Genomic DNA, 21,401 nt, shown 5'->3' with positions numbered 1-21,401 from the left:
GGGAGGGGTCGAGTCAGCCCGCCGGGGACCAGGTGGATCGTGCGCGCGCGGGGCGCAGGATGCGGCGACGGCGGCGCAGCATCAGCACCTCCGCGCCGGCGTCGATGTACTCGCTCGCGGTCGCCGCGTCGGCATAGCGCTCCGCGGTTCCCGAGACGATGGTGATGGCGTCCGTGGTGACCGAGCGGCCCGCGGACGCGATGACGGTCATGCGCGAGGTCGCCGGGGCGACCAGCCCCCGGATGCTCCGGCCGAGCGCGGCGACGTGCGCGGACGGGCCGGCCATCGGGCCGGACAGCGCTTCCCCGAGGTCGAGCAGTTCGACGCGCTCGCCGAGGATGCCGGCGATGCGGCCGCTCGCGACGACCGCGGACGCCGAGCGCCTGCGCGTAGCGGACCGCCTCGACGGCGTCGTCCGGGTGCAGGCGGAGGAGGACCGCGGTGCCCGCCGGGGCGGTTGCGAACTCGTCCAGGTCGCGGGCGTCGTCCACGACGAACCGGCGCACACCCGCCTCCCATGCGGAACGTCGTCGCGGCCACCGCGCTCCGGGCGTCGCGTACAGCACGCGCCGCGCCTCGGGGACGCTGCGCTGCAGCACCGGAAGGCCGGAGTCGTGCGACACCACGAACCCGGCGCCGTCCGCCGCCAGGGCGGTCAGCAGGGCGGGATGGGCGAGGGAGGAGACGTCGAAGCGCACGTCCATCCACGGCAGCAACCCGCGCAGCTCGCGGAAGCGGTCGGCGACGCGCGGGAGGTCGATCACGACCACCGGCGAGGGAGGAGCGGGATGGTCCATCGTGACCGCCTCGGCCGCCGCACGCAGTGCGCCGGGGCCGGTCGGGCCGGCGGTTCGGGTCGCGATGGACATCCCGCTCTCCTCGGGTGGTCTCGGCCCGCATCCCGGGCCGGGGAACCTCGCCGTTCGGGTCGGTGAGGTTGTCTCACATACTCGTCGTGGCCGTGGTGGCCCGCATCCGGGGGGTCACGACAATCCGATTGCGTGGAGGCACGGATGAACAACCGGGCTGGTGCGGTGAAGATGTCCCTATGTCCCTCCGTGTGGTGATCGTCGACGACCACGAGCGGTTCCGAGCCCAGGCTGCGGAACTGCTCCGCCTGGAACGGTTCACCGTGGTCGGCGACAGCGACACCGCCGCCGGAGGCGTCGAGTTGAGTAGGCGCCTCACGCCCGATGTCGTACTCCTCGACATCGGCCTCCCGGACGCCAGCGGCTTCGACATCGTGCCCGTCATGCGGGCCTTCGGAGTGGCCGTGGTGCTCACCTCCAGCCGGTCCGCGACGGACTACGGCAGGCGGGTCGCGGACAGCGGCGCGAAGGGTTTCATCACCAAGGAGGAGCTGAGCGGTGAGGCGATCCGCAGCCTGCTAGTGTAAGCGGCGTGAGCGGGGGACAGACAGACAGTTCTCGCGCGCTCAGGGTGGCCGTCGCCGACGACGCAGTGCTGCTGCGCGAGGGGATCGGTCAGATCCTGCGCGCGGGTGGGATGGACGTGGTGGCGTCCGTCGACACGGCCGAAGAGCTCCTCGACGCCGTCGCGGGCGAGGACGTCGACGCCATCGTGCTCGACATCAAGATGCCGCCGACGCACACCGACGAGGGTCTGCGGGCGCTGGAGCGGCTGCGCGCCGACGGCTCGCGCGCGGGCATCCTCCTGCTGTCGATGTACACGACGGCCGCCTATGCCATCCGTGCGATGAGCGCGGGCAGCGGCACCGGCTACCTGCTCAAGGATCGCGTGGCCGACGCGGACACGCTCGTCACCGCTGTCCGCACGGTCGCCCGCGGGGGCTCCGTCGTCGACCCGGAGGTCGTGCAGCTGCTGGTCAACGCCCGGTCGTCGGAGGCCGCCGTCGAGTCGCTGTCGTCGCGCGAGCGGGACGTGCTCCGGCTCATGGCGGAGGGCAAGTCGAACGTCGGCATCGCGAGCGAGCTGCACCTCAGCCTCCGCACGGTCGAGTCCCACATCGGCCACATCATGGCGAAGCTCGACGTCGAGGACTCGGCCGAGGGGCACCGCCGCGTGCTCGCCGTGCTGCGCTTCCTGGGCCGGGACGTCTGACCCCATGGTCGCCACGCGGCCGGCACCCTCGCGGACGGAGATCGCCGCTCCCGCCGCGCGTCCGCACTGGGCCCGGCTGACCCTCCGTGCCCTCGCGGTGACGATCGCGATCGCGTCCAACGTGCTGGCTCAGGTGATGAGCGCGATGCTGAACGACTACGGCCCGCGCCCGTCCGGGGCCGGGTGGGCGATCGTCTTCATCGCCGTCGCGCTCGACTACATCGTCTGCGGCGTCGTGGCGTGGCGGCTCGTCCGCAGCCCGATCGCGGGATGGCTGATGGTCGGCGCCGCGCTGTTCTGGTCCGCGGGCGCCTGGTACCCGCTCGTCCGGCAATGGGGATGGGTCTGGCCGTGGGTCGAGGGCGTCACCGACCTGTGGGCGGTGCTGGTCGGCATCCTGGTGCTCTGCTATCCGACCGGACGGCTGACGGCGCGCTTCGACCGTGCGCTCGTGCTCGCCGTGACGGTCGCGTTCGCGATCCGGCTGGGCGGCATCCTGCTGTTCTCGTCGCCCGAGGCCGCCGAATGCGGGTGCGCCACCAACCCGTACGCGGTGCTGCCGAGCGACACGGCGGACTACTGGCTCGGGATCGGCTGGCGCATCGTCGGGCTGGCGCTGATGCTCACCGTCGCAGCCCGGCTGATCGCGCGCTGGTTCACGAGCTCGCTGCCCGCGCGCCGGGTGGCGTTCGTCATGCCGCTGGCCATCCTGCTCTGGTGCCTCGGCACCATTCAGGACTCGCTGAGCTTCGCGCTCGGATGGGACGGCGGCTGGCTGCAGTTCGTGCCGCCGGTCGCGATCGCGCTCATCCCGCCGGCTTTCGTCGGGGGCGTGCTGTACGCGCGCGGCCTGCGGTCGCGCGTCGCCGACCTGGTGATCGTCGCGCGCGACAAGGTGGACCGCGGGCTGTGGGAGTCGAGCCTCGCGCGGACGCTGCACGACTCGTCCCTGCGCGTGTTCTGGTGGGACGAGCCGCTGCAGGCGTACCAGACCAGCGACGGCATCCCGGCCGAGGACGCGGTCACGGCGACACGGCCGGGCCGGTCCACACTCGCGATCGACTCCGACCAGGGCCCGATCGCGCTGATCGAGCACGATGTCGCGCTCAGCCAGGACGACCGCCTGCTCGACGCCGTGTCCTCCGCCCTGCTGCTCTCGGTCGACAACGATCGCCTGCGGGCACGACTGGAGCGCACCATCCAGGAGCTGCGGCAATCGCGCCTCCGCCTCGTCGAGGAGGGCTACCTCGCCCGCAGACGCCTGGAGCGCGACCTGCACGACGGCAGCCAGCAGCAGCTCGTCTCGCTGGCGATCAGCCTGCGGATCGCGACCGCCAAGGCGGAGGCCCACGGCGACGAAGAGCTCGCCGGCGACCTGCAGCGCGCCTCCGATCAGCTGGCCGACGCGCTGCGCGAACTCCGGGAGCTCGCCCGAGGCATCCACCCGACCGTCCTCACCGACGGCGACCTGCGCTCGGCGATCGACGAACTCGGGATGCGCAGCCACCTGCCCGTCGAGGTGCAGGTCGACGTGGGGGATCGGCTGCCGGAGGTCGTCGAGGAGACGATCTACTACTGCGTCTCCGAGGCGCTGGCGAACGCGGCGAAGCACTCCCGCGCCCGCAACTGCTCGGTCTCGGTGACGCGCACGGACACGACGGTCACGGTCGTGGTCAAGGACGACGGCCAGGGCGGCGCCCGCATCGAGCCGGGCGGCGGCCTCGAGGGCATCCGCGACCGGGTCGAGACGGTCTCCGGACGGGCGGACGTGCGGTCGGTCGCGGGCCTCGGCACGATCATCGAGCTGACCATCCCGGTCGGCTGAACCCGGCTCCCGGGGCCTACGACGAGTGGGACGCCTTCGCGGCGTAGACCTGGTCGCCGATGGCGAAGGCCGACCAGCCGCCGCCGCAGTCGCCGGCCTTGGCCGGGAGGCCGTCCACGGGCCACCAGCTGTCCTGGATGGTCGGCTTGGGCACCGGCACTTCCTTCGCGCACGTCCCGGGGGCCACATGCGTCTTCGACGCGTAGGTCATGATCGCGGAGCCGTCCTGCGTGTCGTAGTCGACGCGGATGATGGTGGCGTCGTCCGGAACGAACGTCGGCGAGCCGAAGACGGCGGTGTCGGCGGCCTTCATGTCCTTCGCCGTGTCGTAGATCTCGGCCGAGACGTGGGGCTCGAACGCGGTGATCACCGAGCATCCGGACAGGGCCAGGGCGAGCGTGATCGTCGTCGCGATGACTCCAGCGGTACGCATGCGGGGCACGGCAGCTCCAGGGAACGGTGAATGAATGTGATGCAAGTCAACACGACGAAACTGAGGGGATCATCGGTCGGAGGGATGACTCCCCGCGCCATCGTAGCGGGCGGCCCGCAGGTCGACCCGGTACGCCGCGGTGCCCACCCCCAGAAGCGGGGTGCCCTCCGCGCGGTAGTGCTGGAGAGCGATGTGCTCGTGGTTCGCGGGCGGGTGTCCGCTCGCTCGCACGACGCGCCACCACGGCACGGAGCCGCCGTAGTACGCCATGATCTGGCCGACCATCCGCGCCGCGCGGGAGCCGAGAGTCGCGGCCACGTCGCCGTAGGTCATGACATGCCCGGGCGGAATGGCGTCGACGACCTCGAGGACGCGCTCGACGAACGGGACGTCGTCGGACGCCTCGCTGGAGGCGTCGTCAGAGCTCGAGGGCACCGACCGTCTCGCCGTACTGCGTCTCGCCGACCGGCTGGAACCCGCTGCGCAGGAAGAACTGCTCGGGGCCGAGCTCGCCCGACTCCCAGATGACGTAGAGGCGCTGCAGACCGCGCTGGCGGGCCTCCTCGGCGAGGGCCCGGACGGCGAACGTCCCGATGCCGCGGCCCTGGTCGTCCGCATCCACGTTGATGCGCCACAGGATGGCTTTGAACTCCTCGTGCTCGGCGTTCGGGTCGAAGCTGCCCATGATGAACGCGACCACGTCGTCGCCGTCGAGGACCACGCGCTGCCAGGAGGTGTTCGGGTCCGGGATGGCGGCCGCCGCCGAGTAGGAGACCGGAGCGACGAACTGCTCCTGGCCCGGCTTCAGCGTCAGCGCGTTGGCCGCCACGACGGTCCGCGCGCTCAACTCTTCCAGTCTCAACTCAGCCATGACGAAAGCGTAACGTGCGCGTACGACCGCGGCATAGCTCCCTCCCAGCCGACGATTCGCCGGGAGAAAGTGTCTCGATGTCAAGATAGTTCTCCGGCTCGGGTAAGCTGTCGTCGGCTCAAACGGCACAGACTCAGGAGAACCATGGACAAGATCAAGGTCGAAGGAACGGTCGTCGAACTCGACGGCGACGAGATGACGCGCATCATCTGGAAGGCGATCAAGGAATCCCTCATCCACCCGTATCTCGACGTGAACCTCGAGTACTACGACCTGGGCATCCAGAAGCGCGACGAGACCGACGACCAGATCACGATCGACGCGGCCCACGCCATCCAGAAGCACGGCGTCGGCGTCAAGTGCGCCACCATCACGCCGGACGAGGCGCGTGTGGAGGAGTTCGGCCTCAAGAAGATGTGGCGCAGCCCGAACGGCACGATCCGCAACATCCTCGGCGGCGTCGTGTTCCGCGAGCCGATCATCATCTCCAACATCCCGCGGCTCGTCCCCGGCTGGAACAAGCCGATCGTCATCGGCCGTCACGCCTTCGGCGACCAGTACCGCGCCACCGACTTCGTCTTCGACGGCCCGGGCACCCTCACCATGAGCTTCCAGCCCGCCGACGGCGGCGAGGCGCAGTCCTTCGAGATCTACCAGGCGCCGGGCGCCGGTGTCGCGATGGGCATGTACAACCAGGACGAGTCCATCCGCGACTTCGCGCGCGCCTCGTTCAACTACGGTCTCGACCGTCAGTACCCGGTCTACCTGTCGACCAAGAACACCATCCTGAAGGCGTACGACGGCCGCTTCAAGGACCTCTTCCAGGAGGTCTTCGACGCCGAGTACAAGGAGAAGTTCGACGCGGCCGGCCTCACCTACGAGCACCGCCTCATCGACGACATGGTCGCCTCCAGCCTCAAGTGGGAGGGCGGCTACGTCTGGGCCTGCAAGAACTACGACGGCGACGTCCAGTCCGACACTGTCGCGCAGGGCTTCGGCTCGCTCGGCCTGATGACCTCCGTGCTGACCACGCCGGACGGCTCGGTCGTCGAGGCGGAGGCCGCGCACGGCACGGTCACCCGTCACTACCGCCAGTACCAGCAGGGCAAGCCGACCTCGACGAACCCGATCGCCTCGATCTTCGCCTGGACGCGCGGCCTCGCGCACCGCGGCAAGCTCGACGGCAACCAGGAGCTCATCGACTTCACCCACACCCTCGAGGACGTCGTGGTGAAGACGGTCGAGGAGGGCAAGATGACGAAGGACCTCGCGCTCCTCGTCGGCCCGGACCAGACGTTCCTCACCACCGAGGAGTTCCTGGACGCGATCGCCGAGAACCTGAAGGCGCGCCTGGGCTGACCCCCGCCGCATTCGTGCCGGATGTGCGCTATTCGTGACGAATAGCGCACATTCGGCACGAATCGTTTAACGGGTCAGCGGGCGGTCCAGCCGCCGTCGATCGCGAGGGTCTGGCCGGTGATGAGGGAGGCCGACGGCGACGCGAGGAACGCGACGGCGCCTGACACCTCCCGCGGTTCGCCGATGCGGTGGAGGGCGGCGATGCGCTCGACGGTGTCGGCGCGGAACGCGTCGTCGGACAGTGCGGCGGCCGTCCCGTCGGTCTCGATGAACGTGGGCGCGACGGCGTTGACCCGGATGTCGTACTCGCCCCACTCGACCGCGAGGCAGCGGGTGAGGTGCACGACAGCGACCTTCGCCGAGCAATAGGACGCCTCGCCGGGCAGCGCGATGAGGCCGGCCTGGGAAGCGACGTTGACGATCGAGCCGCCGCCGTTCTCGCGCATGCTCTTCGCGAGGTGCTGTGACAGGAAGAACGTCGACCGGGTGTTGAGCGCCCAGACGTGCTCGAAGTCCTCCTCGGTCACCTCGAGGGCCGGCGCGTCGATCCCGCCGCCGGCGTTGTTGACGAGGATGTCGATCGGCCCCAGCTCGGCGATGGCGGCATCGATCGCGGTGCGGCACGCGGGCAGGTCGAGCACGTCCATCCGGATCGCCGTCGCCTTCACGCCGAAGGCGCTCAGTTCGTCGACGAGTTCCGCGACGCCGTCCGGATCCCGCACACCGAGAATCACGTCGGCCCCCTGCCCGGCGAGTTCGAGCGCGATCTCGCGTCCGAGGCCACGGCTGGCGGCGGTCACGAGCGCGCGCGATCCGGCGAGCGAGAAGGGGGTGCGGGTGGAGGTGCGGGAGGCGTCGGTCATGCCAGGAGCGTAGTCCCGCGCCCCGCGCCGACTGTCACCGGCCCGGGTCAGAATGGAGGCATGACCGACGCCGATCTGCTCCTGGCCCGCTTCGTCCGCTCGGTGGATCAGGAGGGTCAGGGCGCGTACGGAGCTCACGCGCTCGTCGGCGACGACGAGGCGGAGCATCGCTGGCGCAGCGACGACCGCGAGAACCTGTACTCCGTGTCGAAGGGCGTCAGCGCGCTCGCCGCCGGGATCGCGGTCGACGAGGGCATCCTGTCGCTCGACACGACGGTCGCCGAGGCGCTGCCGGAGCTCGAACTCGGCGACGGCGTCGACCGGGTGACCCTGCGCGACCTGCTGACCATGACCAGCGGCATCGACTTCGTCTGGTTCGGCGACCAGCCCGTGCCCGGGCCCGACCTCGCACAGGAGATGCTGCGGCGTCCGAGCCGCGGGCCGGGAACGCACTTCCAGTACTCCGACGCCAGCACGTACGTCGCCATGCGGATGCTGGCCGCGCGGGTCGGCGACGTGCGCGATTGGCTGCTGCCGCGCCTGTTCGGTCCGCTCGAGATCGACAACCCGCAGTGGATGCGGTGCCCGCTCGGCTACATCGTCGGCGGCACGGGACTGCAGCTGCGGACCAGCGAGCTCGCGCGCATCGGCCGCGTGCTGCGCGACCGGGGCGAATGGTGGCGGCGACGCATCGTCAGCGCGGAGTGGATCGACGCGATGCACGCGGACTGGGTCGACACGGGGGAGGACCCGGCCACCGACCGCTACGGCATCGCCGTCTGGGAGGGGCCGTCCGGGCTGTGGCGCTTCGACGGGCGGTACGGGCAGTACGTGGTCGTGAACGACGCCCGCGGGGCCGTTCTCACGATCACCGCCCACGAGGAGTTCCGCGCCCGCAGGCTCCTGGACCTCGCGCACGAAGCCCTGCTGGGGTGAGGAGCCGCATGTAACGAGTTCGTTTCGTCGCTTGCATTTCATTTGTTCGTAAGCTTTACTAACAAACATGACGACGACCGAGGTGCAGGGAAGCACCGGTGGGCTGGGCCCGGGACGGGTTCTCCGCCCGCGTGCCAAGGTTCTGCCGGAGCACGCTCGCAGCCACAACCGCTCGCTCGTCCTGCAGACGCTCTACCGCTCGGGGGAGCGCAGCCGCGCGGACCTCGCCCGCGAGACGGGGCTCACCCGCGTCACGGTCTCTGACCTCGTCGCCGAACTGCTCGCCGAGGGCCTGGTGATCGAGCTGGGCCAGCGCGAATCGGCCCGCCCCGGAAAGCCCGCGGTCCTGCTCGACATCAACCGCAGCGCCCACCAGATCGTCGGCGTCGACCTCAGCGACCACGACCGCTTCCGCGGGGCGGTGATGGACCTCGATGGAGCGATCATCGCGTCCGGAGAGGTCATGCTCGACGACGCGACCGGCGACGCGGCCCTCGCCAAGGTGGACGCGCTCGTCGACACCCTCGTCGCGGACGCCACCGCGCCCATCCTCGGCATCGGGGTCGGCTCGCCCGGTGTCGTCGACCTGAGCGGCACCATCCTCACGGCCCCGAACCTCGGCTGGACCGACCTGGCGCTGCAGCAGCACCTCGCCGACCGCACCGGCCACCCGGTCGTCGTCGCCAACGACGCGAACGCGGCGGCGCTCGCCGAGCACACCTACGGGGGAGCGGCCGGCGACATGATGCTCATCCGCGTCGGACACGGCATCGGCGCCGGGCTCCTGGTCGCCGGGGCCCTCGTCTACGGCAGCCACTTCGCGGCGGGCGAGATCGGCCAGGTCATGGTCGGCACCGACCTCGGGCTCGACACGACGTACAACCGGGACCAGGTGCTCGAGCACTGGCTCAGCGTCCCGCAGCTGCAGCGCGGCATCCATGAGGCGCATTCGGCCGGGCAGGATGCGACTCCCGTGCTCCGCGAGGCCGGCCAGCGCCTCGGCATCGCCCTCGCGCCCGTCGTGGGCGCCCTCAACCTGTCGGAGATCGTGCTCGCGGGTCCGACCGAACTGCTCGACGGACCGCTCGCCGAAGCGACCGTCCACACGCTCCGGAACCGGACCATGGCGGAGAACCACGCCGACCTGTCCGTCCGGATGACCACGCAAGGGCAGGACATCGTCCTGCGCGGCGCGGCCGTTCTCGTCCTCTCCGGACGACTCGGGGTCTCATGACACACAGCACCGCCCGAAACCTGACCCCTGCACCGCCGGTGTGCTGCAGCCGCACACACTGACCATCACGAAAGGAACCAGCAATGAAGAGAAAGCTCGTCGGCCTCGCCGCTGTGGCTACGGCTTCCGCTCTCGTGCTCGCCGGATGCGCCTCGGGAGGCTCCTCCACCGGAGCCAGCACCGACGGCAAGGGCAAGACGGTCACGCTGTGGCTCGTCGGCTCGGACACCCCGGACAAGCTGCGGAACTACCTCACGACGGAGTTCAACAAGGAGACCGGGGCCACCCTCAAGATCGAGCAGCAGGACTGGGGCGACATCGTCACCAAGCTCACTACCGCGCTGCCCGACGCGAACAACACGCCGGACGTGACGGAGATGGGCAACACCCAGTCGCCGACGTTCACCAACGTGGGCGCGTTCCTCGACGTGTCCGACATGTACAAGGAGCTCGGCGGCAGCGACCTGCTGCAGTCGTTCGTCGACGCGGGCAAGGTCGACGGCAAGAACTACACGCTGCCGTACTACTTCGGCTCGCGTTACATGTTCTACCGCAAGGACGTCTACCAGGCGGCCGGCGTGACCGTCCCGACCACGCTCGACCAGTTCAACACCACGGTGGCGGACATCACGGCGAAGAACCCGAAGAACATCTCCAACTTCTCCGGCTTCTTCCTCGGCGGTCAGGACTGGCGCGACGGCATCTCCTGGATCTTCGCCAACGGCGGGGACATCGCCCAGCAGAAGGACGGCAAGTGGAAGGGCACCCTGGAGTCGGAGAACTCGCTGAAGGGCCTCCAGCAGCTCCAGGACCTGTACAAGAACGCATCCAAGGCGCCCAACGACGCCAAGGACTCGAACCAGTACATCTACCTGAACGACACCGACCAGACGCTGGACGCCGACGGCAACAAGACGGGTGACACCTCGCTCGCCGCCGCGACGATCATGGCTCCGGGCTGGGCGCACTGGTCGATCGGCGACCTGTCCCAGAAGGACGGCAAGCCGGTCCGTACCTGGAACGACGCCACCTTCGGCACCTACGTGCTCCCGGGCAACGACGGCAAGCCGGCCCCGGTGTTCGCCGGTGGCTCCAACATCGGCATCTCGGCGAAGACCAAGGAGCCGGGCCTGTCGAAGACCCTCCTGAAGATCATCTTCTCGAAGGAGTACCAGGAGATGCTCGGCCAGAACGGCCTCGGCCCGGCCAACTCGAAGTACACCTCCTCGCTGGGCGACGACCAGTTCGCGAAGGCGCTCATCGAGTCGGCGTCGAACTCCAAGCTGACACCGGCCGCCCCCGGCTGGGCCGCGGTCGAGGCGGGCAACGTGATGGAGGAGTTCTTCTCCAAGATCCGTGACGCGTCCGACCTCAAGGCGCTCGCTCAGGAGTACGACAAGAAGCTCGACTCGCTGCTCAACGTCAAGAGCTAGAGCCGACCGAACAGTGGATGCGGTGCGCCGCGACCTGGCGCGACCGGCGCACCGCATCCCTGAACCATCCCCCGCAAGGAGACGTCCGTGACCGCCACCGAGGACACCCGCCTCATCCTTCCCGCAGCGCCACCGCCTGCGGCCGATCAGCCCCGGCGTCGCCGCGGTCGCATCACCCCGTACGGCCTTCTGCTGCCGGCCGTCATCATCCTGCTCGTCGCGCTCGGCTACCCGATCGTGTGGCAGCTGATCACCTCGATGCAGCACTTCGGGCTGGCCCAGCAGTTCGGCAAGCCCGCCGACTTCGTCTGGTTCGAGAACTACATCACCCTGTTCTCCGACCCGTACACCTGGGTCGTCGTGGCCCGGTCCATCGTCTTCTGCCTCGTGACGGCGTTCGTCACCGTGATCATCGGCGTCGGGATGGCGCTGCTCATGAACGCGGTGAACCGGGTCGTGCGGATCATCCTGCAGATCTCGCTCCTGCTCGCCTGGGCCATGCCCGTCGTCGCCGCGATGACCGTCTGGAACTGGCTGTTCGACTGGCGTCGCGGCGTCGTGAACTACACGCTCACCTCGTGGGGCCTCGACTTCCAGGACCACAACTGGCTGCAGAACCCGCTGTCCTTCTTCTTCGTCGCGATGGTGATCGTGACGTGGATGAGCGTCCCGTTCGTCGCGTTCTCGGTCTACGCCGGGCTGACGCAGGTCTCGACGGAGGTCGTCGAGGCCGCGCAGATGGACGGCGCGCGCGGCTGGCAGCGGCTGCGCTACATCATCCTGCCGATCATCCGCCCGGTGCTCGGGATCGTGCTGCTGCTGCAGATCATCTGGGACCTGCGCGTCTTCGCGCAGATCAAGCTGCTGCAGGACAAGGGCTCGATCGCCAGCGAGACCAATCTGCTCGGCACCTACATCTACCAGCTCGGCGTCGGCTCGAGCGACTTCGCGATGGCCAGCGCCGTCAGCGTCTTCGTGCTCGTGCTCACCATCGCCCTCAGCTGGTTCTACGTGCGACACCTTCTCAAGGAGGACGAATCGTGACTCGCCGCATCCGCCCCTCCCGCATCCTTCTCGGCGCGCTCGGCGTCGTGCTCGCCCTGGTCTGGGTGTTCCCGGTCTACTGGATGGTGAACTCGTCGCTGCTGCCGAACGTCATCCTGCAGAACACCACGCCGACGTGGCTGCCCTTCGGCGGCTCGTTCGACAACTTCACCGCCGTCGTGCAGGGCGGGACGTTCTTCCCTGCGCTCGGGATGAGCGTGGCCGTCGCGCTGATCACGGTCGTGTGCTGCCTGGCGTTCGCGTTCCTGGCGGCGCTGGCGATCAGCCGGTTCCGCTTCCGCGGCCGCCGGTCGTTCGTGCTCGCGGTGCTGCTCATCCAGATGCTTCCGGCCGAAGGGCTGTTCATCGCGCAGTACAAGCTGATGGGGACGCTCGGCCTGCTCAACTCGGTCATCGGCGTCAGCATCCTGTACATCGCCGCCGTCGTGCCGTTCACCATCTGGATGCTGCGCGGCTTCGTCGCCGGCATCCCCGCCGACCTCGAGGAGGCCGCGATGGTGGACGGACTCAGCCGCACGCAGGCGTTCCTGCGGATCACGTTCCCGCTGCTCGCGCCGGGCCTGGTCGCCTCGGGCGTCTACGCCTTCCTGCAGGCGTGGAACGAGTTCACCGTGGCGCTGGTCATCCTGCCGCAGTCGAGCAGTGCGACCCTGCCGCTGTGGCTGCGCGGGTTCGTGCAGCAGTCCGCCTCCCGCGCCACCGACTGGGGGCAGGTCATGGCCGCGTCGACCCTCGTCGCGGTGCCGGTCATCATCTTCTTCCTCATCGTGCAGGGGCGGATGACGAGCGGGCTCGTCAGCGGGGCGGTCAAGGGGTGAGCGGCGCGTCCGTCGCCGACACCGCACTGACCGACCCGGACCTCCGCCGCAGCATCGCCGCGACGCTGCTGCCCGGGTTCGTCGGGACGACGCTGCCCGGCTGGCTCGCTACGCGGTTGCGAGCGGGACTCGGCGGGGTGTGCCTGTTCGGCCAGAACATCTCCTCGGCGGCCCAGCTGCGGGAGCTCACCGACGCGATCTACGCCGCCAACCCGGAGGCGATCGTCGCGATCGACGAGGAGGGCGGGGACGTCACCCGGCTCTACTACGAGAGCGGGTCGCCGTATCCCGGCAACGCCATCCTCGGCCGCCTGGGCGACGCGGCCTACACCGAGGACGTCGCACGGCGCGTGGGGGAGGAGTTGCGCCGGGCCGGCGTGAACCTCGACTTCGCGCCCGACATCGACATCAACTCCAACCCGGACAACCCGGTGATCGGGGTGCGCAGCTTCGGCTCGTCGCCCGAGGTCGTCGCCGAGCACGGCGCGGCCTGGACGCGCGGGCTGCAGGCGGCGGGCGTCGCGGTCGCGGCCAAGCACTTCCCGGGACACGGCGACACGGCCGCCGACTCGCACCTGGAGCTCCCGGTCGTCGACGTGTCGGCGGAGCAGCTGCGCTCACGTGAGCTCCTGCCGTTCCGGGCGGTCGTCGCGGCCGGGGCGCGTGCGGTCATGACCTCGCACATCCTGCTCCCGCAGCTGGACGCGACTCTCCCCGCGACGCTCAGCCCGGCGATCATCGAGGGGATGCTGCGCGGCGAGCTCGGCTTCGACGGCGTCGTCGTCAGCGACGCCCTCGACATGCACGGCGCGTCTGGCACCCGCGGCATCCCGGAGGCGGCGGTGCTGGCGCTCGCCGCCGGCTGCGACCTGCTCTGCATCGGCACCGAGAACACGGACGCGCAGCTCGCCGCGATCGAGGACGCCATCGCGGCAGCCGTCGCCGCCGGCCGCATCACCCCCGCGCGCCTCGCCGCCGCCGCAGCCCGCGTCCGCTCCCTCGCCGAGTCGGTGGCCCCCACCGCCGAGTCCGCGAAGAATGCACACGACACGCCGGTGAAGCGTTCACTCTTCGCGGACTCGATGGAGGGCGGACTGCGGGGCGAGGATGTCGCGGCGGCGGAGCGCGCGTTCGATGTGAGCGCGGAGGCGCGGGAGTGGCTGGCCGCGAACGACGGACGGTACTCCGTGGTGCGGATCGACACGGTCGCGAACATCGCGGTCGGGACCGCGCCGTGGGGGCCGTTCGCCGAGGTGGAGGCCGATCCGGGGACGCCGTGGGCGCGGGAGTTCGCCGCGAACCCGGAGGTGCTGTTCACGGAGGGCGACCATCCCGACCTCGTGCTCGCCGCGCAGTCGCCGGTGCTCGTCGTCGGTAAGGACAACCACCGGCATGCCTTCGCGCGCGCCGCGATCGACCGGCTGCGCGCCGAGCGCGAGCGCGTGCTCGTGGTCGACATGGGCTGGCCGAGCGACGATCGGTCCTACGCCGACATCGCCACCTTCGGGGCCTCCCGGCTGGTTGGCCGCGCGCTGCTCCGCCTGCTCGGACACGACTCGTGAGACTCGGCATCGACATCGGCGGCACCAAGACCGACGCCGTCGCGGTCGACGAGCGCGGCGCGTTGACGCAGCGCATCCGCCTCGCGACCGGCTTCGGACACGCGGCCGTCGTGGAGACGGCCGTCACCGCCGTCTCGCGCCTCGGCGAGCTGACCGGTCTCGCGCCCGCAGGCTTCCAGTCCATCGGGATCGGCGTGCCCGGGATGGTCGACACGGCCTCCGGAGACGTCGCACACGCCGTCAACCTCGGGCTCGACCGGCTGGAGCTCGGCGGGATGCTCGCCGGGCGGCTGGGCGTCGGCGTCCGGGTCGAGAACGACGTCAAGGCGGCCGCCCTCGGCGCCTACCACCTGCTCGGCCTGTCCGGCACGATGGCGTTCCTCAACCTCGGCACCGGGATGGCCGCCGGCATCGTCGTCGACGGCCGGCTCTGGCGCGGGAGCACCGGCATCGCCGGCGAGATCGGGCACCTGCCCGTGGACCCGCAGGGTGCGCTGTGCGCGTGCGGCCAGCGCGGCTGCCTGGAGACCGTCGCCAGCGGCTCGGGGGTCGCCCGGCAGTGGCCGACGGACGACCCGCTCCCCGTCCGCGCCGTCTTCGCCGCGGCGGCCGACGGCGACCCCGCGGCCCGCGCCATCACGGCTAGGCTGGCAGCGGGCATCGCCTCCGCGGTGCGCGCCCTCGTGCTCACCGTCGACCCCGCCACCGTGGTGGTCGGCGGAGGCCTGAGCCACCTGGGGGAGCGCCTGCTCGGCGACGTCCACGAGGTGCTGCACGACTGGGAGCGCACGTCGCCCTTCCTGGCGTCGCTCGACCTGCCCGGGAGGGTGCGCCTCGTCCCCGAAGGAACCCCCGTCGCCGCGCTCGGAGCGGCCCTCGTAGGAGAGAACTGATGGCAGAGATCGTCGTCGTCCGCGACCAGGAGGCCGCGGGCGAGCTCGCGGCGCGCAGCATCCTCGACCTCATCGCGGCCAAGCCGGACACGGTGCTCGGGCTGGCGACCGGCTCCACCCCGCTCGCGGTGTACCGGGCCCTCGAGCGCGGGATCCGCGCGCGCGGCGTCGACGTGTCGCACGTCCGCGGTTACGCCCTCGACGAGTACGTCGGGCTGCCGGAAGGACACCCCGAGTCGTATCGCGCGGTCATCACGCGCGAGGTCGTGGAGCCGCTGGGCCTGACGCCGTCGCTCATCCACGTGCCCAACGGGTCCCTCGGCGGCATCGAGCGCGCCGGGCTCGCGTACGAGAAGGCGATCGCCGAGTCGGGCGGGGTGGATGTGCAGATCCTCGGCATCGGGACCGACGGGCACATCGGCTTCAACGAGCCGGGTTCTTCGTTCGCGTCGATCACCCGCGTCAAGACGCTCACCGAGCAGACCCGCCGCGACAACGCGCGCTTCTTCGACTCGGAGGACGACGTCCCGATGCACTGCATCACCCAGGGGCTGTCGACCATCCTGAAGGCCCGCCACCTGATGCTGCTCGCGTTCGGCGAGGGCAAGGCGGAGGCGCTGGCCGGGGCGGTCGAGGGGCCGGTGTCAGCCTCGAACCCCGGATCGGCCGTCCAGTTGCACCCGCACGTCACCGTGCTCGTGGACGAGGCGGCGGCGTCGCGGCTGAAGAACATCGACTACTACCGGTACGCGTACGCGAACAAGCCGTCCTGGCAGACGCTCTAGACGTCGTTACAGGACGGACCCGTCGGCGACCACGGTCTGGACGCGCCAGTCGTGGTCGAGCAGGACCGCGTCGGCCACGTAGCCGGTGTGCAGGCGGCCCAGCCGGTGGTCCTCGCCGAGCACGTGCGCGGGGGTGCGGGTGAGGGCCGTCACCGCGTCCACCGGGTCGATGCCGGCGCGGGTGACCGCGTTGCGGAGGGCCGCATCCTGGGTCAGCGTGGAGCCGGCGATCGTCTCGGTGCCGGACAGCACCGCGAGCCCGTCGTGGACCGTCACGTTGAGCTCGCCGAGGCGGTAGTTCCCGTCGGAGGCGCCCGCGGCGGCCATCGCGTCGGTCACCAGCGCCACGCGTCCCGGCGCCTCGCGGAACAGCAGGGCGGCGACCGAGGGATGCACATGGAGCCCGTCGAGGATGAGCTCCAGCGTCACCTCGGGATTGTCGATCGCGGCCATGATGGGACCCGGCGCGCGGTGATGGATGCCCGGCATGGCGTTGAAGGCGTGGGTCAGCAGCCGTGCGCCCACCTCGAATGCCCGGGCTGCCTGCGCGTAGTCGGCGGCCGTGTGACCGACGCCGACGACCACGCCGGCCTCCGTGAGCACGCCGATCGCCTCGAGCGCGTTCGGCAGCTCGGGGGCGATGGTCGCCGTGCGGAGGGTGCCGCGCGCGGCGGCGATCAGCTGCTCGACCGCCTCCGGCTCCGGGTCGCGGAGGAAGCGCGCGTCGTGCGCCCCGCGCCGCTCCGGTGCGAGGAACGGGCCCTCGAGGTGCGAGCCGAGCACGAGCGGGTCGGTGGCGGTCAGCTCGGCGACGATCGCCAGGCTCTCGCGCAGCGAAGCGAGGGGATTGGCGACGTGCGAGATCAGGGCCCGGGTCGTCCCGTGCGCGCGGTGGGTGACGAGGGCCGCGCGCATCTCCTCGACGCCGTCGTCGTACGGGTGGCCGCCGCCGCCGTGGCAGTGCAGGTCGATGAAGCCGGGGGTGAGCCAGTGGCCCTGTGCGTCGATGACGGTGTCGGCCTCGGCCGCGCTCGGACGCCATCCCGTCCCCGTGCCGGTCGCGGTGATGTGCGCGCCGTCGGCGACGACCCAGAAGTCGTCCACCTGCCCGTCGGCATCGACCTTGCGGGCGCTGTGGACGACGAGGCGGCTCATGCGAACTCGCGTCGGCCGTTGATGACCCCGCTGACCGTGGCGATCACCGCGAACACCACGGCGACGATCGGCTGGCCCAGATCCCACCAGGCGAAGGCGGCGGAGCCCATGACGACGACCTCGACGATCGCCTTCACGAACGGGTCGGTGCGGAGCACGGCGCGCGGCGAGCGGAACAGCGCCCACAGCAGGATCGCGATGACCGGCGCGCCGATCCCGACCACGATGTTCCACGGCAGCGGCCACGCGAGGAAGCCCCAGATGCCGAGCGAGACGATGGCGAACAGTTCGAGGACGAACCGGAGCACGTCGTTGACGCCCACCTTGACGGGGGCGTGCTGGTCGGGCGCGGAAGTCACCAGGTCAGTTTATCCGTGGACGGTCAGCGGAAAATGATCGTCCGTGCGCCGTCGAGCAGGACTCGGTCCTCGGCGAACCACTTCACCGCCTGGGTGAGCGTGCGGCTCTCCTCGTCCTGACCGATCGCCACGAGCTCCTGGACGGTCTGCGTGTGGTCGACGCGCACCACGTTCTGCTCGATGATCGGGCCCTCGTCGAGGTCGCTGGTGACGAAGTGGGCGGTTGCACCGATGAGCTTCACGCCGCGCGCGTGCGCCTGCCGGTAGGGGTTGGCGCCCTTGAACCCGGGGAGGAAGGAGTGGTGGATGTTGATCGCCCGCCCGGCCAGCCGCTCGCACAGCTCGGGCGAGAGGATCTGCATGTACCGGGCGAGGACGACCAGCTCGATGTCGTGTTCCTCCACCGCCTCCAGGATGCGCGCCTCGAAGGCCGCCTTGTCGTCCGCCCCGACGACCGGCCGCGCCTCGAACGGGACACCGTAGAAGCCGGCGAGGTCGCTGAGCGTCTCGTGGTTCGACAGCACCAGCGGGATCTCGACCGGCAGCTGCCCGGCGCGCTGCCGGAAGAGGAGGTCGTTGAGGCAGTGCGCGGCCTTCGACACGAGCACGAGGGTCCGCAGCGGACGGCCGACGTTGTCGACGCGTTGCGTCATCCCGAACCGCTCGACCACCGGCGCGAGCGCCTGCTCGAACTCCTCCCGCCCGGCCTCCGACTCCACCTGCAGCCGCATGAAGAAGCGGCCGGTGTCGGTGCTGGCGAACTGCTGGCTCTCGGTGATGTTCCCGCGCGCGGCGACGATCGCGCCGCTGACCGCGTGCACGATCCCGGGGCGGTCGGCGCAGCTGAACGTGAGCACCCAGTGGTTGGAGGCGGAGGAGTCGGTCACCAGAACAGGGTAGCGGGCGGTGGATGTTATGCTGGATCGTATGTGAGATTTATATTCATATTGGAGGCGTCATGATGCAGCAGGTGACCGTTACATTCGATGTGGATTGGGATATCTACGAAGCGATCGAGCGGCTGGCGAAGGGTTCGCTGAGGACGGTGGATGAAGAGCTTCACTACATCATCGGCCAAGCCGCCGTGGGCGAACCCGTCGATCCGCGACCCGGAATCGAAAAGCTGCACTTGGTGGACTTCATCCGCAACCGTGTGGAAGCGCTCGATCAGTGATCATCCTCGACACGAACGTCGTCTCCGAACTCGTTCGATCTCGCCCTGATCACCGGGTGGTGGACTGGATGCGCGCGCAGGCGCCAGACACCTTGTACATCACGACTATCACGGTCGCCGAGATGCTGACCGGCGCCAACCAGATGGACGACGGCCGGCGGTCGGACAACAAGGCGGAGCTGATCCTGCGTGTGCTGGCGCGGTTCCGCCAGCACACGCTGTCCTTCGGGATGCTCGCAGCGGCCGAGTGCGCGAACGTGCGCTCGCTGAGGCAAGCGGTCGGCCGTCCGATCGCACTCGCCGACGCGATGATCGCGGCGACGGCGATCGCCGCCGAAGCGGACGCGATCGCCACGCGCGATCGCGGCTTCGTCGGTGTCGGCCTACCGGTGCTGAATCCCTGGGCCGGGTGACGCGCGCGGCGTGTTGACGCGCGACCGCCGGTGCACCACGATCGGTGCATGACCAGCACCGGTGAGGATGCGCCCGACACCCGTACAGGCGCGGCATCCGCCTTCAACGTCGAGCTGAACGGGCTCAACACCATCCAGGAGCACGAGCGGAAGGGTCGCCCGCGCGACCTGTTCTGGCCGTGGTTCGGCGCCAACGTGTCCGTGTTCGGGCTGAGCTACGGCTCGTTCCTGCTCGGGTTCGGCATCTCGTTCTGGCAGGCGACCATCGTCGGCATCATCGGCATCGTGGCGTCGTTCCTGCTGTGCGGGATCATCTCGCTCGCCGGCAAGCGCGGTTCCGCGCCGACCATGGTGCTCAGCCGCGCCGTGTTCGGGGTCGAGGGCAACCGGGTCCCCTCGTTCCTGTCCTGGCTGCTCACGGTCGGGTGGGAGACCGTGCTCGTCTCGCTCGCCGCCCTGGCGACCGCCACCGTCTTCGAACAGCTCGGCTGGGAGGGCGGCTGGGTCACCAAGCTGGTAGCCCTGATCGTCGTGGTGGCCCTGGTCATCATCGGCGGCGTGATCGGCTTCCACCTGATCATGCGCATGCAGATGGTGATCACGATCGTCACCGGCGTGCTCACCCTCGTCTACATCCTGCTGGTGCTGAACCACATCGACCTCGGCGCGGTGGCTGCGCTGCCCGCGGGAGACGCGCCGCACGTGATCGGCGGGTTCGTGTTCATGCTCACCGGGTTCGGCCTGGGCTGGGTTAACGCGGCCGCCGACTACTCGCGGTACCTGCCGCGGTCCGCGCGGAGCGGGTCGGTGGTGGGATGGACGACCTTCGGCTCGTCGCTCGCGCCGGTCATCCTGCTGATCTTCGGCATCCTGCTCGCCGGCTCGTCGCCGAAGCTGAGCCAGGCGATCGGCGCCGACCCGATCGGGGCGCTCGCGTCCATCCTGCCGACCTGGTTCCTCGTGCCGTTCGTCATCGTCGCCGTGCTGGGCCTCGTCGGCGGCGCGGTGCTCGACATCTACTCGTCCGGCCTCGCGCTGCTCAGCGTCGGGGTCCGCGTCCCGCGCTACGTGGCGGCCGGGATCGACGGCGTGATCATGACCGCGGGCGCCGTCTACGTCGTGTTCGTCGCGACCGACTTCATCGGGCCGTTCCAGGGTTTCCTCATCACCCTCGGCGTCCCGATCGCCGCGTGGTGCGGCATCTTCATCGGCGACATCCAGCTCCGCCGGCGCGACTACGCGGAGGCCGAGCTGTACGACCGGCGCGGACGCTACGGCGCCGTCAACTGGCTGCCCATCGCACTCATCGTGATCGGCACGGTCATCGGCTGGGGACTCGTCACCAACACGTACGCCGACTGGCTGAGCTGGCAGGGCTACCTCCTGGGCCCGATCGGCGGCAAGGAGGGCGACTGGGCGTTCGCCAACCTGGGCGTGCTGGTCGCGCTGCTGATCGGCTACCTGGGCACCATCCTGCTCTCGCGGAACGCGGTGCGCCGCCAGGAGGAGCGGTGACCGGCCCGACGCTCGTCGTCATCGACATGCAGCAGGTGTTCGGCGACCCGGCCAGCCCCTGGTTCACGCCGAGGTTCGCCGAGGCGGAGGCGGTGATCGCGGGGATGGTGCCCGCGTTCGGCGACGACGTGATCTTCACGCGCTTCATCGCGCCCCAGAGACCCGAGGGCGCGTGGGTGCCGTACTACGACCAGTGGCCGTTCGCACTGGTCCCCGCCGACGATCCGATCTACGACCTCGTCCTGGCTTTCCGCGACACCGGGCATCCCGTGGTCACCGAGCCGACGTTCGGCAAGTGGGGCGCCGACCTCCGCGACGCGCTCGCCGGGTCCCAGGACGTGGTGCTCGCCGGCGTCTCGACCGACTGCTGCGTGCTCTCCACGGCGCTCGGCGCCGCGGACGCCGGGGTGCGCATCCGCGTCGCCGCAGACGCCTGCGCCGGCTTGACGGACGCGGACCACCAGCGCGCGCTCGACGCGATGGCGCTCTACGCCCCGCTGATCGAGATCACGGACAGCGCTGGCGTGCTGGACGGTCTCCGGTAGAATCGTCGGTGGTCGGCGGTTCCCGCACGGCCCTGGGCGCGCACATGGGCGCGTAGTCGACCCGGCTCTGTTTCCTCCCGT

Annotated in this window: 24 protein-coding genes and 1 pseudogene; 16 read left to right on the top strand and 9 right to left on the bottom strand. The window is 70.2% G+C overall.

Going from position 1 to position 21,401, the window contains the following annotated elements; all coding sequences use genetic code 11:
- Positions 1-13: 13 nt before the first annotated feature.
- Together AB0P25_RS02985 and AB0P25_RS02980 are read right to left on the bottom strand one after the other, a co-directional pair.
- Positions 14-508 (bottom strand): hypothetical protein, encoded by a 495-nt coding sequence (locus AB0P25_RS02985; RefSeq protein WP_363806249.1) that lies wholly within the window; start codon positions 506-508, stop codon positions 14-16.
- Positions 450-704, bottom strand: a pseudogene (locus AB0P25_RS02980) (hypothetical protein); the annotation flags it as partial. The pseudogene AB0P25_RS02980 and the gene AB0P25_RS02985, both read right to left, overlap by 59 nt.
- 344 nt (positions 705-1,048) lie before the next feature.
- On the opposite strand from AB0P25_RS02980, the gene AB0P25_RS02975 reads away from it, so the two are divergent.
- From AB0P25_RS02975 to AB0P25_RS02965, 3 genes are read left to right on the top strand one after another with little or no spacing between them, the layout of a single operon-like run.
- Entirely contained in the window at positions 1,049-1,396 is a 348-nt protein-coding gene (locus tag AB0P25_RS02975) for a response regulator (RefSeq protein WP_363805311.1), read from the top strand.
- Positions 1,397-1,401: 5 nt separating this feature from the next.
- Positions 1,402-2,082 carry a response regulator transcription factor gene (locus AB0P25_RS02970; RefSeq protein WP_363805309.1) on the top strand — a complete coding sequence of 227 codons (681 nt, stop codon included), beginning with the start codon at positions 1,402-1,404 and terminating at the stop codon, positions 2,080-2,082.
- Between the two features lie 4 nt (positions 2,083-2,086).
- Positions 2,087-3,907, top strand: coding sequence for a histidine kinase (locus AB0P25_RS02965; protein WP_363805308.1), 1,821 nt, complete (start codon positions 2,087-2,089; stop codon positions 3,905-3,907).
- Between the two features lie 16 nt (positions 3,908-3,923).
- Here AB0P25_RS02965 and AB0P25_RS02960 read toward each other — a convergent pair whose 3' ends face one another.
- The 3 genes from AB0P25_RS02960 to AB0P25_RS02950 all read right to left on the bottom strand — a co-directional run bounded on the left by AB0P25_RS02960 (position 3,924) and on the right by AB0P25_RS02950 (position 5,211).
- Positions 3,924-4,340: a hypothetical protein gene (locus tag AB0P25_RS02960; protein ID WP_363805306.1), complete on the bottom strand. Its 417-nt coding sequence runs from the start codon at positions 4,338-4,340 to the stop codon at positions 3,924-3,926.
- Between the two features lie 69 nt (positions 4,341-4,409).
- A complete protein-coding gene (locus tag AB0P25_RS02955) occupies positions 4,410-4,775 on the bottom strand; it encodes an MGMT family protein (protein WP_363805305.1) in 366 nt (121 codons plus the stop codon).
- Positions 4,759-5,211: a GNAT family N-acetyltransferase gene (locus AB0P25_RS02950; RefSeq protein ID WP_363805304.1), complete on the bottom strand. Its 453-nt coding sequence runs from the start codon at positions 5,209-5,211 to the stop codon at positions 4,759-4,761. Before AB0P25_RS02950 ends, AB0P25_RS02955 begins: the two co-directional genes overlap by 17 nt.
- A 144-nt stretch (positions 5,212-5,355) precedes the next feature.
- Here AB0P25_RS02950 and AB0P25_RS02945 point away from each other — a divergent pair, with 144 nt between their 5' ends.
- Positions 5,356-6,570, top strand: coding sequence for an NADP-dependent isocitrate dehydrogenase (locus AB0P25_RS02945; RefSeq protein ID WP_363805303.1), 1,215 nt, complete (start codon positions 5,356-5,358; stop codon positions 6,568-6,570).
- A gap of 74 nt (positions 6,571-6,644) precedes the next feature.
- Here the strand turns inward: AB0P25_RS02945 and AB0P25_RS02940 are convergent, their stop codons facing one another.
- Entirely contained in the window at positions 6,645-7,433 is a 789-nt protein-coding gene (locus AB0P25_RS02940) for an SDR family NAD(P)-dependent oxidoreductase (protein WP_363805301.1), read from the bottom strand.
- Between the two features lie 60 nt (positions 7,434-7,493).
- Between AB0P25_RS02940 and AB0P25_RS02935 the strand changes: the two genes are divergently transcribed.
- From AB0P25_RS02935 to nagB, 8 genes are all read left to right on the top strand, one after another.
- Positions 7,494-8,369, top strand: a complete 876-nt coding sequence (locus AB0P25_RS02935) for a serine hydrolase domain-containing protein (RefSeq protein WP_363805300.1) — start codon at positions 7,494-7,496, stop codon at positions 8,367-8,369.
- Between the two features lie 67 nt (positions 8,370-8,436).
- A complete protein-coding gene (locus tag AB0P25_RS02930) occupies positions 8,437-9,603 on the top strand; it encodes an ROK family transcriptional regulator (protein ID WP_363805298.1) in 1,167 nt (388 codons plus the stop codon).
- Between the two features lie 83 nt (positions 9,604-9,686).
- Positions 9,687-11,036, top strand: a complete 1,350-nt coding sequence (locus tag AB0P25_RS02925) for an extracellular solute-binding protein (RefSeq protein WP_363805296.1) — start codon at positions 9,687-9,689, stop codon at positions 11,034-11,036.
- Positions 11,037-11,123: 87 nt separating this feature from the next.
- Positions 11,124-12,080, top strand: coding sequence for a sugar ABC transporter permease (locus AB0P25_RS02920; RefSeq protein WP_363805294.1), 957 nt, complete (start codon positions 11,124-11,126; stop codon positions 12,078-12,080).
- On the top strand, positions 12,077-12,919 hold the full coding sequence (locus tag AB0P25_RS02915; protein WP_363805293.1) for a carbohydrate ABC transporter permease: 843 nt from the start codon (positions 12,077-12,079) through the stop codon (positions 12,917-12,919). The genes AB0P25_RS02920 and AB0P25_RS02915 overlap by 4 nt, the downstream gene beginning before the upstream one ends.
- Complete coding sequence (nagZ, locus tag AB0P25_RS02910) at positions 12,916-14,481, top strand: beta-N-acetylhexosaminidase (protein WP_363805291.1); 1,566 nt, start codon at positions 12,916-12,918, stop codon at positions 14,479-14,481. Before AB0P25_RS02915 ends, nagZ begins: the two co-directional genes overlap by 4 nt.
- Complete coding sequence (locus tag AB0P25_RS02905; protein WP_363805290.1) at positions 14,478-15,374, top strand: ROK family protein; 897 nt, start codon at positions 14,478-14,480, stop codon at positions 15,372-15,374. Before nagZ ends, AB0P25_RS02905 begins: the two co-directional genes overlap by 4 nt.
- Positions 15,374-16,159 carry a glucosamine-6-phosphate deaminase gene (nagB, locus tag AB0P25_RS02900; protein ID WP_363805288.1) on the top strand — a complete coding sequence of 262 codons (786 nt, stop codon included), beginning with the start codon at positions 15,374-15,376 and terminating at the stop codon, positions 16,157-16,159. The genes AB0P25_RS02905 and nagB overlap by 1 nt, the downstream gene beginning before the upstream one ends.
- Before the next feature lie 6 nt (positions 16,160-16,165).
- Here the strand turns inward: nagB and nagA are convergent, their stop codons facing one another.
- From nagA to purU, 3 genes are read right to left on the bottom strand one after another with little or no spacing between them, the layout of a single operon-like run.
- A complete protein-coding gene (nagA, locus tag AB0P25_RS02895) occupies positions 16,166-17,314 on the bottom strand; it encodes an N-acetylglucosamine-6-phosphate deacetylase (RefSeq protein ID WP_363805287.1) in 1,149 nt (382 codons plus the stop codon).
- Entirely contained in the window at positions 17,311-17,673 is a 363-nt protein-coding gene (locus AB0P25_RS02890; protein WP_363805285.1) for a YrdB family protein, read from the bottom strand. The genes nagA and AB0P25_RS02890 overlap by 4 nt, the downstream gene beginning before the upstream one ends.
- Positions 17,674-17,696: 23 nt before the next feature.
- Entirely contained in the window at positions 17,697-18,560 is an 864-nt protein-coding gene (gene purU, locus AB0P25_RS02885; protein ID WP_363805283.1) for a formyltetrahydrofolate deformylase, read from the bottom strand.
- Positions 18,561-18,631: 71 nt separating this feature from the next.
- On the opposite strand from purU, the gene AB0P25_RS02880 reads away from it, so the two are divergent.
- From AB0P25_RS02880 to AB0P25_RS02865, 4 genes are read left to right on the top strand one after another with little or no spacing between them, the layout of a single operon-like run.
- Positions 18,632-18,847, top strand: coding sequence for a hypothetical protein (locus tag AB0P25_RS02880; RefSeq protein WP_363805282.1), 216 nt, complete (start codon positions 18,632-18,634; stop codon positions 18,845-18,847).
- Positions 18,844-19,260 (top strand): PIN domain-containing protein, encoded by a 417-nt coding sequence (locus AB0P25_RS02875; RefSeq protein ID WP_363805281.1) that lies wholly within the window; start codon positions 18,844-18,846, stop codon positions 19,258-19,260. Before AB0P25_RS02880 ends, AB0P25_RS02875 begins: the two co-directional genes overlap by 4 nt.
- A 48-nt stretch (positions 19,261-19,308) precedes the next feature.
- On the top strand, positions 19,309-20,775 hold the full coding sequence (locus tag AB0P25_RS02870) for a cytosine permease (protein ID WP_363805279.1): 1,467 nt from the start codon (positions 19,309-19,311) through the stop codon (positions 20,773-20,775).
- Positions 20,772-21,320 (top strand): isochorismatase family cysteine hydrolase, encoded by a 549-nt coding sequence (locus tag AB0P25_RS02865; protein WP_363805277.1) that lies wholly within the window; start codon positions 20,772-20,774, stop codon positions 21,318-21,320. The genes AB0P25_RS02870 and AB0P25_RS02865 overlap by 4 nt, the downstream gene beginning before the upstream one ends.
- The last annotated feature ends 81 nt before the right edge of the window (positions 21,321-21,401 follow it).

This window comes from Leifsonia sp. NPDC077715 (assembly GCF_040686855.1).
Taxonomy (GTDB): domain Bacteria; phylum Actinomycetota; class Actinomycetes; order Actinomycetales; family Microbacteriaceae; genus Leifsonia.
Note: the sequence above shows the minus strand (reverse complement) of the source record. Positions and strands in the feature narration are given on the sequence as shown.